13 protein-coding genes are annotated in these 12,492 nt (G+C 62.6%); 3 read left to right on the top strand and 10 right to left on the bottom strand.

Annotated features, from left to right (window positions below):
* Positions 1-30 precede the first annotated feature (30 nt).
* The 7 genes from BRAD3257_RS10295 to BRAD3257_RS42465 all read right to left on the bottom strand — a co-directional run bounded on the left by BRAD3257_RS10295 (position 31) and on the right by BRAD3257_RS42465 (position 8,276).
* Positions 31-480, bottom strand: coding sequence for a hypothetical protein (locus BRAD3257_RS10295; protein ID WP_122401724.1), 450 nt, complete (start codon positions 478-480; stop codon positions 31-33).
* 189 nt (positions 481-669) lie between these two features.
* Positions 670-1,110, bottom strand: a complete 441-nt coding sequence (locus tag BRAD3257_RS10290; RefSeq protein WP_122401723.1) for a hypothetical protein — start codon at positions 1,108-1,110, stop codon at positions 670-672.
* A gap of 17 nt (positions 1,111-1,127) precedes the next feature.
* Positions 1,128-2,828: an aspartate:alanine exchanger family transporter gene (locus BRAD3257_RS10285; RefSeq protein WP_122401722.1), complete on the bottom strand. Its 1,701-nt coding sequence runs from the start codon at positions 2,826-2,828 to the stop codon at positions 1,128-1,130.
* Positions 2,829-2,845: 17 nt separating this feature from the next.
* Complete coding sequence (locus BRAD3257_RS10280) at positions 2,846-5,596, bottom strand: decarboxylase (protein ID WP_122401721.1); 2,751 nt, start codon at positions 5,594-5,596, stop codon at positions 2,846-2,848.
* A 133-nt stretch (positions 5,597-5,729) separates the two neighbouring features.
* Entirely contained in the window at positions 5,730-7,433 is a 1,704-nt protein-coding gene (locus BRAD3257_RS10275; protein WP_122401720.1) for a SulP family inorganic anion transporter, read from the bottom strand.
* Positions 7,430-7,909, bottom strand: a complete 480-nt coding sequence (locus tag BRAD3257_RS10270) for a DUF1275 family protein (RefSeq protein WP_430648830.1) — start codon at positions 7,907-7,909, stop codon at positions 7,430-7,432. Before BRAD3257_RS10270 ends, BRAD3257_RS10275 begins: the two co-directional genes overlap by 4 nt.
* A 13-nt stretch (positions 7,910-7,922) precedes the next feature.
* Positions 7,923-8,276: a hypothetical protein gene (locus BRAD3257_RS42465; RefSeq protein ID WP_488225968.1), complete on the bottom strand. Its 354-nt coding sequence runs from the start codon at positions 8,274-8,276 to the stop codon at positions 7,923-7,925.
* A 129-nt stretch (positions 8,277-8,405) separates the two neighbouring features.
* Between BRAD3257_RS42465 and BRAD3257_RS10265 the strand changes: the two genes are divergently transcribed.
* Together BRAD3257_RS10265 and BRAD3257_RS10260 are read left to right on the top strand one after the other, a co-directional pair.
* Positions 8,406-9,290: an alpha/beta hydrolase family protein gene (locus tag BRAD3257_RS10265; protein WP_122401719.1), complete on the top strand. Its 885-nt coding sequence runs from the start codon at positions 8,406-8,408 to the stop codon at positions 9,288-9,290.
* A gap of 24 nt (positions 9,291-9,314) precedes the next feature.
* Positions 9,315-9,896, top strand: coding sequence for an invasion associated locus B family protein (locus tag BRAD3257_RS10260; RefSeq protein WP_122401718.1), 582 nt, complete (start codon positions 9,315-9,317; stop codon positions 9,894-9,896).
* Positions 9,897-9,982: 86 nt separating this feature from the next.
* Here BRAD3257_RS10260 and BRAD3257_RS10255 read toward each other — a convergent pair whose 3' ends face one another.
* Both BRAD3257_RS10255 and BRAD3257_RS10250 read right to left on the bottom strand, forming a co-directional pair.
* Positions 9,983-10,222, bottom strand: a complete 240-nt coding sequence (locus BRAD3257_RS10255) for a response regulator (protein WP_312016197.1) — start codon at positions 10,220-10,222, stop codon at positions 9,983-9,985.
* 200 nt (positions 10,223-10,422) lie between these two features.
* On the bottom strand, positions 10,423-11,046 hold the full coding sequence (locus BRAD3257_RS10250) for a response regulator transcription factor (protein WP_122401717.1): 624 nt from the start codon (positions 11,044-11,046) through the stop codon (positions 10,423-10,425).
* A 306-nt stretch (positions 11,047-11,352) separates the two neighbouring features.
* Between BRAD3257_RS10250 and BRAD3257_RS10245 the strand changes: the two genes are divergently transcribed.
* Complete coding sequence (locus BRAD3257_RS10245) at positions 11,353-12,036, top strand: helix-turn-helix domain-containing protein (RefSeq protein WP_122406478.1); 684 nt, start codon at positions 11,353-11,355, stop codon at positions 12,034-12,036.
* Positions 12,037-12,094: 58 nt separating this feature from the next.
* Here BRAD3257_RS10245 and BRAD3257_RS10240 read toward each other — a convergent pair whose 3' ends face one another.
* Positions 12,095-12,415, bottom strand: coding sequence for a potassium channel family protein (locus BRAD3257_RS10240; RefSeq protein WP_312016196.1), 321 nt, complete (start codon positions 12,413-12,415; stop codon positions 12,095-12,097).
* Between the last annotated feature and the right edge of the window lie 77 nt (positions 12,416-12,492).

The raw sequence follows: 12,492 nt of genomic DNA, 5'->3' as shown, positions 1-12,492 counted from the left end.
CGCTAGGGGCCTGATGCTGCCGCCGATCGCTCAATAGCGATACGGGTTTTGGTGCGGGCAGACCCAATTGCCGTAGGTGTCCTGATAACAGCCATTGTTGTAGTAGCCGTAAGCGCCGTAAGCGCCCGCTGCTGCGGCCCCAACCGCGGCGGCGCCATAGGCCGCGCGGCCCCAGCCGTAACCAGGACGATATCCCGGATAACCGGCGACGGGACGGCCCGGGCGACCTGCGACTGGATAGCGGCCGGGACGACCGGCTATCGGATGAGCAGGGCGCGCACCTCTGGCGACGCGATGCCCGCCATGGATGCGGCCAGCATGAACAGCACCACCGCGGAAACCTCCGCCATGAAAGCCGCCTGCACGCGCTCCGCCGCCATGAAAGCCGCCACCACCGCGACGAGCGAAAGCATCGTCGGGAACGAGGCTGACGGTGAGCAGGACAAAGACCGCAAGAGCAGCCAGAAGATAACGAAGCATGGCATCTCCTCCTATGATCGGGGTGCCATCACTCGGTCTTGGATGATGCCGCCGCACGACCGCGATAGGCACCCGATGGTAAGGTCGGGTACCGATCCGAATTTGAGCTTGACTTAAATCAACAAGACGACGGCTTTGTGAGGTGGGCTCCTGCAGCGCGCGCGTGAACACGCGCGCTGCGTGGCCCCTTCAACTCGATTTCAGGCGGATTGTGACGCCGCCGACGGCAGCCGATACTTCCGCGCCGACCCGCGGGCCGCTGAGCTGGAGGATCACGCCATTGCTGTTCTGCAACTGAACCGCGCCAGCACCTGCGGCGACTGCCCCACCTGCTCCTCCCACGGCATAAGTGCCTTCAATGGATGCCGGCCCCTTCAAATTGAGGGCGCGGCCGACGAACTTCGTGGTCGACGCCCCGATGGTGAGGCCTACGCTCATGCCAGACACCGTGAACGGATATTTCTTGCCCCGGTAGAGCAGAACGCCCTCTCCGCCACCGGCGCCGATGATGAAGCCACCCTTGGTGAAGACGACCGCAACCTGGCCGGTATCGGCACGGGCCGGCGTGTTGAAGCCGGCAACGGTTGCGAGCGAGGCGACCAGGACGGCGCCGAAGGTCAGTTTTCTCATGACGTGTCTTCCCCTTATTATTGAGCCAGGATCATCGCGAAGTAACCGAAGATGGTGAGAAGGATGCCCGAAACGGCATAGCCGACCGGGAATCCGATCCAGGGCACGGAGCTCTGGATCTCGACCGCAGCCTCGCGGCACGGGCCGGAATGCGAGCGCGCGCCGGCAACGCCGCCCATCAGCACCGCCGGATTGATCTTGAAGACGTGGAATCCGATCGCCCAGACGATGAACGGCGGGATCGTGCACGCGATGAAGCCGACGATGAAGATCTTCAGGGCGACCGCGCCGGTGAGCTGGGCCAACAGGCCTGCGCCGGCATTGACGCCGACGATCGCGACGAACACGACGAGGCCGAGATCCTCGAGTACGTTTCGCGCCGCATTCGGCGTATTGCCGAAGAAGCGCAGACGCGACACGATCGAGGACACAATCACGCCGGACAGCAAGAGGCCGCCGGCATTGCCGAGGCCGACCTTGGCCCCGAACGCGGGGAATTCGACCATGCCGATCAGGAAGCCAAGGATCATGCCGACAGACAGAGTCAGCAGGTCGGTCGAGGTGTTGGCGCGCGCGATGCGCCCCCACATCTCGCCGAGCTCGTTGACCGCCGACTTCAGGCCGACCACCGAGACGATGTCCATGCGTTCCAGCTTGGTCTTGAGACCGGCCGGGATCTGCACGCCGCCCCGTTCGACCTTGGTGACCTGCAGCTGGCCGGCGATAGCCGTGTCGCGGAAGGATTCGAAGGTACGCCCGACGACGTCCTTGTTGAAGACGACGATTTCAGCCTGGTCCATGGGTATACCGAGCGTCTTGGCATCGACGACTTCCGGACCAATCAGGCCCATCTTCTCGGTCAGATGCTCGGTCGATCCGCCCAGCGCGACGATATCGCCCTTCTGCAGCACGAGATCAGGATCAGCGCCCTGCGGCTCGCCCTTACGCCCCACATTGACGATCCGGTATTCCGGATTCATTGCGCGGAATTTGGCAATGCTCAACCCCACCGTCGCTGGATTCTCCAGCCGGTAGGCGCGCAGACCGAACTGACGGTAGCCGGTCAGGGCGCCGCCTTCGAGATCCTTGACGCCGAACTCCTGCTCGTACTTCTTCGCAGCGGCCTTGGCATCGACGCCCCACCAGCGCGGCAAATATTTGCAGATCAGGATGATGCCGACGGTGCCCCAGATATAGGTGATGCCGTAGGACAGAGCGATCATGCCGGACGCTTCCTCGGGCTTCATACCCTCAGGCAGCTTGACGACACCTGAGGTTACCGCCTGCTCGGCCGAGCCGATCGCCGCCGACATGGTCTGCGACCCCGCCAGCATGCCGCCGGCCGCACCGGGCGGCAACGCGAAGAGCTTCGCACCAAGCACGACCAGTGTCAGGCCCAGAATGCTGGACACGACCGCGAGGAACAGGAACTTGACGCCATCTCCCCTGAGGCTGTTGATGAAGGACGGACCGACGCGCAGACCTACACCGTACATGAAGAGATAGTAAAAGAGGCTCTTGGCGAAATTGTTCAGCTCCAGCTTCACGCCATAGCTGGATGCCCAGACCGAGATGCCCGCGCCGACCACGATGGCGCCAGCGACCATGCCGAGACCATAACCCTTGATGCTGGCCCGGCCGATATAGACGGCGAGACCGACCACGAAGAACAGCAGCAAATACGGGTACTGCTGCAAGAACTGAAAAAATGCCTGCATGTTCGTCCCCTCCCGCCCTATGACGCGGCCTTGAGCTTCGGCTGCGCGCTGGGCTTCGGCCTGCCGAGCTTGGCCAAGGCTTCCGTCCGTACGAGTTTCAGCCCTTCCTTGGCGTCGTAGCCATGGATCTCCTTCACATCGAGCTTGCGCATGAAGTCGATGGTCTCCTGGGTGATGACCTGGCCGGGCACCATGATCGGGAAGCCCGGCGGATACGGGATCACGAAGTTGGCCGAGACGAGCTCGGGACCGGCCTTCAGCCGCCGGTCGATCTCGGGGTCGTTGAGGCGAATGTGCTCGCAGCCGGCGACGTCATAGGCCGCGTAGAAGCCGCTGCGGATATCGCCTTCATTAGTCCTGGTGCCGGCATCGCCGCGGAAGCTCGGGTGGAAATGCGAGAAGTTCGGCAGGTCGGGCACGTCCTTCATGAGGCTCGTCACCCGTGCCTCGAAGGTCTTCCGCGCATTGGCGCCGCTGGCGAGGCCGCGGTCGATCTCGCCCGCGATCTCGGCGAGCACGCGGACGAGATGCGCGACATCGCTGCGGGTGTTGTTGATGTTGGACTGGACCAGGACCGAGTTGCGTGAGGTCTTGTTGACCTGGATGTTGTACTCGTTGGCGAGAATGCCCTTGAACTGCGTGCCGTCATAGCCGGCCATGCCGCACACCAGCGTCATGCGGGTCGGGTCGAGGCAGAACTCGTCCTCGTCCAGACTCCTCAGCGTATTCGCCCAATTGACGCCGGGGGCGAGGAAGTCGGTGAAGCCGCTCTGGCGGTACTGCGCCGGCACCATGGCGTCGGCGCCAAGGATGCGGAAATATTTCGAGATCAGCGGATTGTTGTTGACCGCCTGGCGGATCGCGAACGCGATCTCGATCGCGTTGGCGACGAGGCCATAGCCCTCCAACTCCATCTGCCGCCGCGAGATGTCGAGGCTGGCGATGAGCTGCTGGTTCGGACTGGTCGAGGCATGGGTGAACACCGCCTCCTTGAACTGCTGCTCGACGGTGTGGAATTCGACGTCCTTGACCGAAAGCATCGAGCCCTGGCGGATCGCCGACATCGACTTGTGGGTCGAGTTGGTCTGGTAGACGCGCAGCCGGATCTGTCTGGGGTCCGGGATCAGCCGGGTCTTGAGCAGCACCTCGTCGGACGGGTTCTTGCCGAGCTCGGCCTGCTGCTTCTCATAGACCGCGACCGACCTGGGATCGCGCATCCATGCCTCGATCTCGTTGGCGGCGCCAAGTCCGGTCCGGCGGCGCAGGAACGGCGAGAAGCGCGCGAAGCCGAACCAGGCTTCATCCCAGAGAAAGATCAGATCGGGCTTGATGGCGAGGCATTCCTCCATCACCCGTCTAGTGTTGTAGATATGGCCGTCGAAGGTACAGTTCGTCAGGTCGACCATCTTGACGCGGTCGAGCCGGCCGTCGGCCTTGGCGCCCAGCAGCGCCTGCTTGATCGTCTTCAGCGGCACCGCGCCATACATCGAATATTCCGTCATCGGGAAGGCTTCGACATAGAGCGGCTGCGCACCGGCAAGCACCATGCCGTAGTGATGCGACTTGTGGCAATTGCGATCGACGATCGCGATGTCGCCGGGCGCGAGCAGGGCCTGCACCGCCATCTTGTTCGACGTCGAGGTGCCGTTGGTGACGAAGAAGACGCGGTCGGCGCCGAGCGCCCTCGCCGCCTTCTCCTGCGCCTTCTTGATGGTGCCGGTCGGCTCCAGCATGCTGTCGAGGCCGCCGGTGGTGGCGCTGCTCTCGGCCAGGAACAGGTTCGGGCCGTAGAACTCGCCCATGTCCCGGATCCAGTCGGACTTGAAGATCGACTTGCCTCGGGCGATCGGCAGCGCGTGGAACGTGCCGATCGGACGCTGCGCATATTTCTTGAGATTGTCGAAGAACGGCGTGTCGTAGCGATCCTGGATGCCTTCGAGGATCGACAGATGCAGTTCCAGCAGTTCTTCAACGGAATAGAAGATGCGGCGGACCACATCCGCCTCGGGATTGCCTGCCAACTCTTCCACGTCCCGGTTCGAGATCATGTAAAGGTCGAGCTCGGGCCTGACGCGCTTGATGATCTGGGCGAGCCGGAGCGCCGAGGTGTCGGTTTCGTCGATGAGACCGGCCGAGGCCATGATCGAGCGCAACACCGGCGCATCGTGGCGCGAGCGCAGGCCGAAGCCCTCGTTGATGATGACTGCTCCGATGTTCGGATTGAGCATCGTCGCGCAGAAGGCGTCCTCCAGGCTGCCGACGATGACAGGTTCGTAGACGAAGGCATCGACCGGGCGCCGCAGCTTGCGCCATTCGGCGGCCAGGGCCGGCCACTGGCTCGATGATGCGCCGGTGACGATCAGGGTCTCGAAATACGGCCTACGCGCGCTGTGCGCGCCAAAGGCCGGCGGCACCAGCTCCGGCGCGTCAGCATTGCCGTCGTCCTTGGCGTTCCAGTCGCCGGCATGCTGGCGGAAGGATCGCGTCGCCAGCGCCTGGGCAATTCGCGTCGCAAGGGCGAACGATGACGCACCGTCGCCGGCGGCCGCAGCTTCCCGCAGCGCCGCCATGAGGTGCGGACCGGGATAGCCGTGAAATTCCTCGGTGATCGAAAGATCGGCCAGTGCCGCATCATAGGCCGCGCGATTGCCCACGCGCGCCCAGGTCTTTGCTGCCTCCACAAGGTCGCGCCAGTCGTCTGCCCGCGCGCCCGGGCCGGAAAAGAACTGGTCGATACGCTTCTGTGCGGGCTTGGTGTCTTTGGACATCTCTCTCTCCCGATCCTTTACCGAAGGTGATGCGGATCGTGGGAGCGGCGCGGGTCGTGCCATTGATCCAAGTCAACGGTCGCGTGCATTATGCGAGCCGATGCCGTGCCGTTCGCAGCGCAACACGAAGACATCAGGCCGTTCGTTGTGCGACGTTCGCCTGATCATCGCCGAGCAGGCTATCGAGCGACCGCAGCCACTGGGCGCTGTCGGTCTTATCCGCGAGCCCTTCGGCACGCAGAAGATCGCGGAGCTGCGCGTGCGCGCCGACGATGCAGAAGGTCACCCTGCGTGACGCAAGTTCGTCATGCAGCTCGTGCAGCATGCGTGCGCCCGCCAGATCGATATAGGGCGAGGCCGAGAGGTCGCAGGCCACCAGCCGGACGCCGGGCGACCTCCGGAGCGCGGTCAGGACGGTTTCCAGGATCGTCTCGGCATTGATGTAGAGCAGCGACGCTTCGGGCCGGAAAGCGATGATCCCGACCAGCGGCTCGATGCCCTCATGTCTCGCGCTATCCGAATAACGGCCGCTGCCGGGCAAGCGGCCGAGGAACGCGACATTGGGCTGCGAGGCCCGCGCCAGCAGCAGGAAGATCGAGGCGATCGACGCCAGCAGAACGCCCTGGAGGATGCCGAGCAACAAAACGGAGATCAGCGCAATCGCCGCCGCGTAGAAATCGATGCGGCTGACCTGCCACATTCGCAGCAGCGCTCGAACGTCGACCAGCCTGTAGACGGCAGCGATGACGATCGCCGCGAGCACCGCCTTCGGCAGGTTGGTCAGCAGCCCCGTGAAGAACAGCAGGCACAGCCCGAGCGCCACCGAGCAGATCATCAGCGCCAGCGGCGTCCGCGCACCGGCATTGTCGTTGACGGCCGATTGCGACAGGCCCCCCGCGACGGGATAGCCATGGCCAAAGGCAGCGGCGAGGTTCGCCGCGCCCAGTCCCAGGAACTCTTGGCGGACATCGAGCGGATAGCCATGCTTGGCGGCAAAGCTGCGGGCCGCCGATACGCCTTCGATATAGGCCAGCAGCACACAGCCTGCGGCGAGCGGGAACAGGTCGTCGAATTCCAGCAGGCCGAATGTCGGGATCGCCAGTGCCGGCAGCCCTTCCGGTATCTTCCCGGTGACGGGCACGCCGAGGGCTGGCAAGCCCAGGAGCGTTGCCAGAGCGATCGCGAGTGCCACGACGGTGATGCCAACGGGTTTTCCCGGCAAAAGCCGTTCGCCGAGCAGAAGCAACAGGAGCGCGACCGCGCCGATGCCCAGCACAAGCAGATCGATGCCGCCGAGCTGCCCGGACAGCTTGATGACGCGATCGAAGAAATTGTGCCCGCCCCCGGCGATGCCGAGCAGGCTCGGCAACTGACTCATGATGATAGTGAGCCCTGCCCCGGCCTTGAAGCCGACCAGGATGCTGTCGCTGACAAGGCGAACCAACACGCTGAGCTTGAACAGCCAGGCGATGAAGCACAACACCGCCACCGCAAAGGCCGCAAGGCTTGCGACCTGCGCATAGCGGACCGCATCGCCCCCGTCGAGGGCGCCGACGGTCCCGGCGATCATCAGGGAGATTGCCGAGGTCGGACCTATCGCGAGTTGGCGCGACGTTCCGAGCAAGGCATAACCGATGCCTCCGAGCATGTAACCATAGACGCCGATCTGCGGCGGCAAGCCGGCGAGCGCGGCATAGGCGAGCGAGACCGGGATGGCGTAGGCGGCGAGCGTGATGCCGGCGATCGCGTCGGATGGCAGCCATTCGCGTCGATAGGCCGCAAGCCATTCGGCCGGTGGAAAGAATCGCGTCCAGGTCGGAGCGGGTGGCCGGTTCATCGACGGTCCTCCGAACGGGACGCTTCGCAGCGCAGCAACACAATCAACAGCGCGACCACGGGCAGGCCCAACGCGAGATCGGGAATGTTCTTGGCGGCAAAAGCGCCGGCCGCGGCACCGAAGCCGAACACGGCACACAATGCGAAGAAAATGCCCGAGCGGCGCAGCGTTCCCAGTGGGGCGCTCCCTGCCGCGACCGCGAAGACGTTCTCGATGGCCTGACGCATATTGCCGGTGATCATCACCGTGCTGCATACCGTGCCTTCGACCTTGATGAACATTGTAGCCTGCATCGCCGCCACGACGGAAATACCGAGCGTTCCGGCCAGATCGGGCAACCGATTGTGCAGGATGCCGATCGCTACCAAGAGCAGGATCTCGATCAGCGTGCTGATCGCGCTGGCCCGCTCGCCCGCCACGCGGCGCAGCCAGGCCGCGATCACGATTCCGATCGCGAAAGCCAGGATTGGCGGCACGAACTGCAAGGCCTTAGCCCAGTTGCCGGCCATCCCATAGATTGGCGGTCTGGGCATTCGCCATCACACCGTGGATGATCCAGGTATAGGCGTCGATGTAGCCGCCCGCGAAGGCGAGCAGCAAGACGATCCCGACCGTCTCGTCGCGGCGGATCGCGCCGGCTGCGACGTCCAAGGTACTCATGTCGGCATTACGGGCTGTCGCAAACATTTCATCGCGCCATAGGCATCGCCTCATCCCCGCTGAGGCTTGATCTGGATCAAGCAACATCCCGCCGTCGGCAATCAAATCACGCCAAAGCGCCGGGGAAATGCCATGGAAACCGTCGGGTGGATCATCGCCACCGCACCGGAAATTTTCCTGCACCGGCGCCTGCGACGTGGCCGAGAGTCAGACGCCGGTGCTCGCCGTGCCCTATGCGGTCGGCAATGTCGTGCTGACGGTGCTCGGTCCGATCGTGGTCGCCGCAACTTTTGAAGGTTGAGGGAGGTTGCGATGCGTTGTTTGCCTGCGATCCTCCGCTCTTTCGCGACCACCCTCCTCATCCTTCTTGTCTTCGCATCGTCTGCCCGCACGGAGGTCGAGGTTCGCATTCAGGAGGAGATCTGGGCCCTCCCGCTGCCGCTGCCCATGTTCGCCTATCTGGTACGCCCGGTCGGCGATGGTCCCTTCCCGCTCGTCATCATGAATCATGGCGTCTCGCTCAAGCCGACCGATCGGAGCTTCTTTCCCTTGGTCGAATTCCGCGATGCCGCCAAATGGTTCGCGACACGGGGCTACCTCGTGGTGGCTCCAGTCGGCACCGGCTATGGCGCAGCCGCAATCGACATTCCCGAGCGCGCACTGTTTGGCCCGTTCTTCTCCAAAGTCGGCAAGTGCACCAATCCGAACTTTCATGATGCGGGCCTTGCGGTCGCCCAGGGCGATCTTTGGATCATCGACTTTTTGGCCGCCGAAAAGCGGATCATCCCAAAGGACGTAATCGTGGTCGGGCAGTCCGCCGGCGGCTGGGCTTCCATCGCCTTATCGAGCGTGAACCCGCCGCAGGTGAAGGCGATCATCACGTTTGCTGCCGGCCGCGGCGGCCGTGTCGGAGGCAAGCCGAACAACAATTGCGCGCCCCACAAGCTGATCGAGGCCACCGCGGATTTCGGCCGCACATCGCGACTGCCGATGCTGTGGATCTACATCGAGAATGACACGTTCTTCGGACCCGATCTGTCGAAGCGCATGCATGCCGCCTTCACCGCCGCCGGCGGCCGGGCCGAGTATCATCTGATGCCGCCCTTCGGCAATGAGGGACATTTCTTCATCGGTTCGCCGGACGCGATTCCGCTCTGGTCACCCCTGGTTACGAAATTCCTCGATGCGCAGAAATGAGCTCATATCTCGGAGACCGCGACGATGCCTCGCCCTCTTGATTGCCTCTCTGGGCTGTTGATGATTGCAGTCGGGACCGCCACAAGCTCAACCCTGGCCGCGCCGGAGGCATCGCGAGCCGACAGGCCTGCCGAGGTCGCAACGCGCGGCCAGCGCGAAGCAAAGGATATCCGCTATGGCGACTGGCAGAAACTCTGCTTCAAGGCCGGCGGTGCGTCCACCCTGTGCCGAACCTCGATCACCGGCCAATTCGCAACCGGACAGACGGCCGTGCGCCTCGATCTGATCGAGCGGGAGGACGCTCCCACGGCCCGCCTGCAAATTTTCGTACCTGTGGGGATGTACTTGCAACAGCCGCCGAAATTGAGCGTCGACCATGGCGACGCCTTCCGCGTGCCCTATACTTGGTGTCTCACCAATCTATGCGTCGCCGCCGACGTAGCGGCGCCCCAAGTTATCAAAGAGATGGAAACCGGAAAGGCGCTTGTGCTCGAACTCATCGATTCGAATCTTCTTGCCGTTACGACTTCGATTCCGTTGGCGCAATTCGGCTCCGTCCACAAAGGTGCACCAACCAGAACGCTCGAGCAGTATATCGACGAATGATGACCAGAGTGGAGTTACGAAATACGGGCGCGCTCGACGGATTCGATCAACGACTGCGCCGCAAAGGGTTTGATCAAGTAGGCAATTCAGCCGGACGCAAGCGCAGCGGCACGGTTCGCAACGCAATCATTACCGGTTACATAGATTACGGGCGCGATGACGCCTTTCTCAGCCAGTCTTCGCCGCAGCTCGAGGCCGGACTTTGCGCCAAGATTGATGTCGAGAATGATGCAAATCGCGGTGTAGAACTTGCCATGTTCGAGCAAGGCACTCGCAGTGTCGAACAGCGTGGTGTCGAAACCGTGTCCTCGCAGAAGTCCGTCCATGCTGGCGCGCATGGACGCATCGTCGTCGACGACAAAGATGGACTCGCGTAAAGGCAAGGAGATCTGCCTTTCCCTAAGATTCGAAACTATTACGAGGGTGGGATACTGGATACGATTGCTCCGCATTTCCGGGCGGACATGGCCTCAGCATTATCCTTTGGGGCAGTCACAACGGGAACCGCACCGCTGTGACGATGCGGCTACTGGTCGTTCGGGTCGAGTATTCCGAGTCGCTCTGCAATCGAAACGAGTTCCGCCAGCGAATGAACCTGCATCTTCTCCATCACTTGATGGCGGTGCGCCTTCACTGTGCGTTCGGTGGTTCCGAGTTCACGTGCAATCTGCTTGTTGATCCGGCCGCGCACGATGAGATCAAACACCTGCCGCTCGCGCTGCGTCAGCGTGGCGAGATGACCCCGAAACGCATCAAGCCTGCTGCGTTCGGCGCGGGCCATTTTCTGGCGGGCCAACGCGCGCTCGATCGCGTCGAGCAGCTGCTCGGAGGAAATCGGTTTGGTCAGGAAGTCTTCCGCACCCGCCTTGATCGCGCGGACGGTGGTTGGCGTGTCGGCATGACCCGTCAGGAAGATGATGGGCAGCATCGAACCGGACGCGATCAAGCGGGCCTGCAGGTCCGGACCGCTCAGCCCCGGGATCCGGACGTCGAGCAGGATACAACCCGCCTGCTCGTCATCCGGCGCCGAATCCAGGAGTTCCAGTGCCGAGGCATAGGTCATGACCTCATATCCCGCGAGCTTCAGCCGGCGCTCAATCGCGGTCCGAAAGGACTTGTCGTCGTCAACAACGTGAACGAGGCCTGGCACCTTTTACCTGTTACCGAACTATTGATAGGCAGCGCTCGAACGGCGCTCTCATTCTCAAAATCATTTCACGTTCGAAAATGGGAAAGTCTGCTTCGCAATATGCCGCACCTTTCATCGCGGCAAGCTTCTCATCCCGCGCAGCAATCGCCAGTGCTGTCCTTTGGTACAATGCACCTTGGGACAATGGATTGAACTACCAACTTGATCGAAAATCAACCGTGGCGGGAGTGGGATAGCGCGGCGCATTTCCGGCTGAGATATTTTCATCCGACCGACCAATTCGGCGACAAGCTGAGGAGTTGGCCTATGTTTGTTCGCATCACAACGGATTCCGCCCTGCGCCCCAACACCCTCCGCGACCTCGGCATGACCGGCCATTCAAATGCGCTGGTCAATTTAAGCGAATTCTCCTACCGCAAGGGATCTGAGATTTACGGCGAGAAAGAGCCGGCCGAGTATGTTTACCAGGTCAAGTCCGGCGCGGTACGAAGTTACAAGCTGCTGTCGGATGGCCGCAGGCAGATCGGGGCATTTCACCTCGTTGGTGACATTTTCGGGCTTGAGAACGGCTGCGAGCACCGGTTCACGACCGAAGCGATCGTCGACACAACGGTGCGGCTGATCAAGCGACAAAGCCTTGAAACCGTGGCCGAGAGCGATGCCATGGTAGCCAGAAACCTGCTCAGCATGACCACGAGCAACCTCCAGCATGCGGAAGACCACATGCTGCTCCTCGGCCGCAAGACCTCCCTGGAGCGCGTCGCCGCATTCCTGATCGAAATGGACAAGCGCCTGACAGCCGCCGGCGTCATGGCGCTTCCAATGTCGCGGCGCGACATTGCCGATTATCTCGGCCTGACGCTGGAGACCGTCTCGCGCGCTCTGTCGCGGCTCCATGAACTCGGCGTTCTCGGCTTTGTCGGCAACACCCAACGCCAGATCATGCTGCTCGACCGACACCGGCTCGCCAGCCTCGATCTGCAGGCGTGAACCGGCGAAAGGCCGCTTTTCACCATCCACATGGTCGCGCTTGACGGAGGCGACAGCATCAGTTGCGTGGTAGACGCGGGCCAGGTGTTTCCGCGAGCCCGAGATGTTCGAGCGTCTTGAGCAAGACTTCGAACAGAATGGCGGCGGACCAGCCGAACAGAAGCACACCATTCATGGCGGTCAACGGGCCGATCAGCCGCCATTCGCGCACCGGCGTGATATCGCCGTAGCCAAGCGTGGTGTAGTTGACGAAAGCAAAGTAGAGCACGTCGCCGTCGGCGGCAGCGACCCCGACGACGAGATAGGTCGCCGCCCACACCAGAATTTCGAGCATGTGGGCGAACTTCAACACGACGGCAATCGCGATCATGACGCTCATGAGGTGCAGCCTCGGCCAAATGGTATGGCGCGGGACGGCACTGCGGGCAACGGCCACTGCAACCACTGTCACAAGCG

Origin of the sequence: Bradyrhizobium vignae, from assembly GCF_900324035.1 — a bacterium.
Lineage (GTDB): Bacteria > Pseudomonadota > Alphaproteobacteria > Rhizobiales > Xanthobacteraceae > Bradyrhizobium > Bradyrhizobium vignae.
This window is presented reverse-complemented; position numbering and strand designations above follow the sequence as displayed.

Coding starts and splice junctions, on each gene's coding strand:
- BRAD3257_RS10280 (WP_122401721.1), bottom strand. CDS start 5,596: ATGTCCAAAGACACCAAGCCCGCACAGAAGCGTATCGACCAGTTCTTT.
- BRAD3257_RS10290 (WP_122401723.1), bottom strand. CDS start 1,110: ATGAGAAAACTGACCTTCGGCGCCGTCCTGGTCGCCTCGCTCGCAACC.
- BRAD3257_RS10275 (WP_122401720.1), bottom strand. CDS start 7,433: ATGAACCGGCCACCCGCTCCGACCTGGACGCGATTCTTTCCACCGGCC.
- BRAD3257_RS10245 (WP_122406478.1), top strand. CDS start 11,353: ATGTTTGTTCGCATCACAACGGATTCCGCCCTGCGCCCCAACACCCTC.
- BRAD3257_RS10265 (WP_122401719.1), top strand. CDS start 8,406: ATGCGTTGTTTGCCTGCGATCCTCCGCTCTTTCGCGACCACCCTCCTC.
- BRAD3257_RS10255 (WP_312016197.1), bottom strand. CDS start 10,222: ATGGACGGACTTCTGCGAGGACACGGTTTCGACACCACGCTGTTCGAC.
- BRAD3257_RS10295 (WP_122401724.1), bottom strand. CDS start 480: ATGCTTCGTTATCTTCTGGCTGCTCTTGCGGTCTTTGTCCTGCTCACC.
- BRAD3257_RS10260 (WP_122401718.1), top strand. CDS start 9,315: ATGCCTCGCCCTCTTGATTGCCTCTCTGGGCTGTTGATGATTGCAGTC.
- BRAD3257_RS10285 (WP_122401722.1), bottom strand. CDS start 2,828: ATGCAGGCATTTTTTCAGTTCTTGCAGCAGTACCCGTATTTGCTGCTG.
- BRAD3257_RS10240 (WP_312016196.1), bottom strand. CDS start 12,415: ATGAGCGTCATGATCGCGATTGCCGTCGTGTTGAAGTTCGCCCACATG.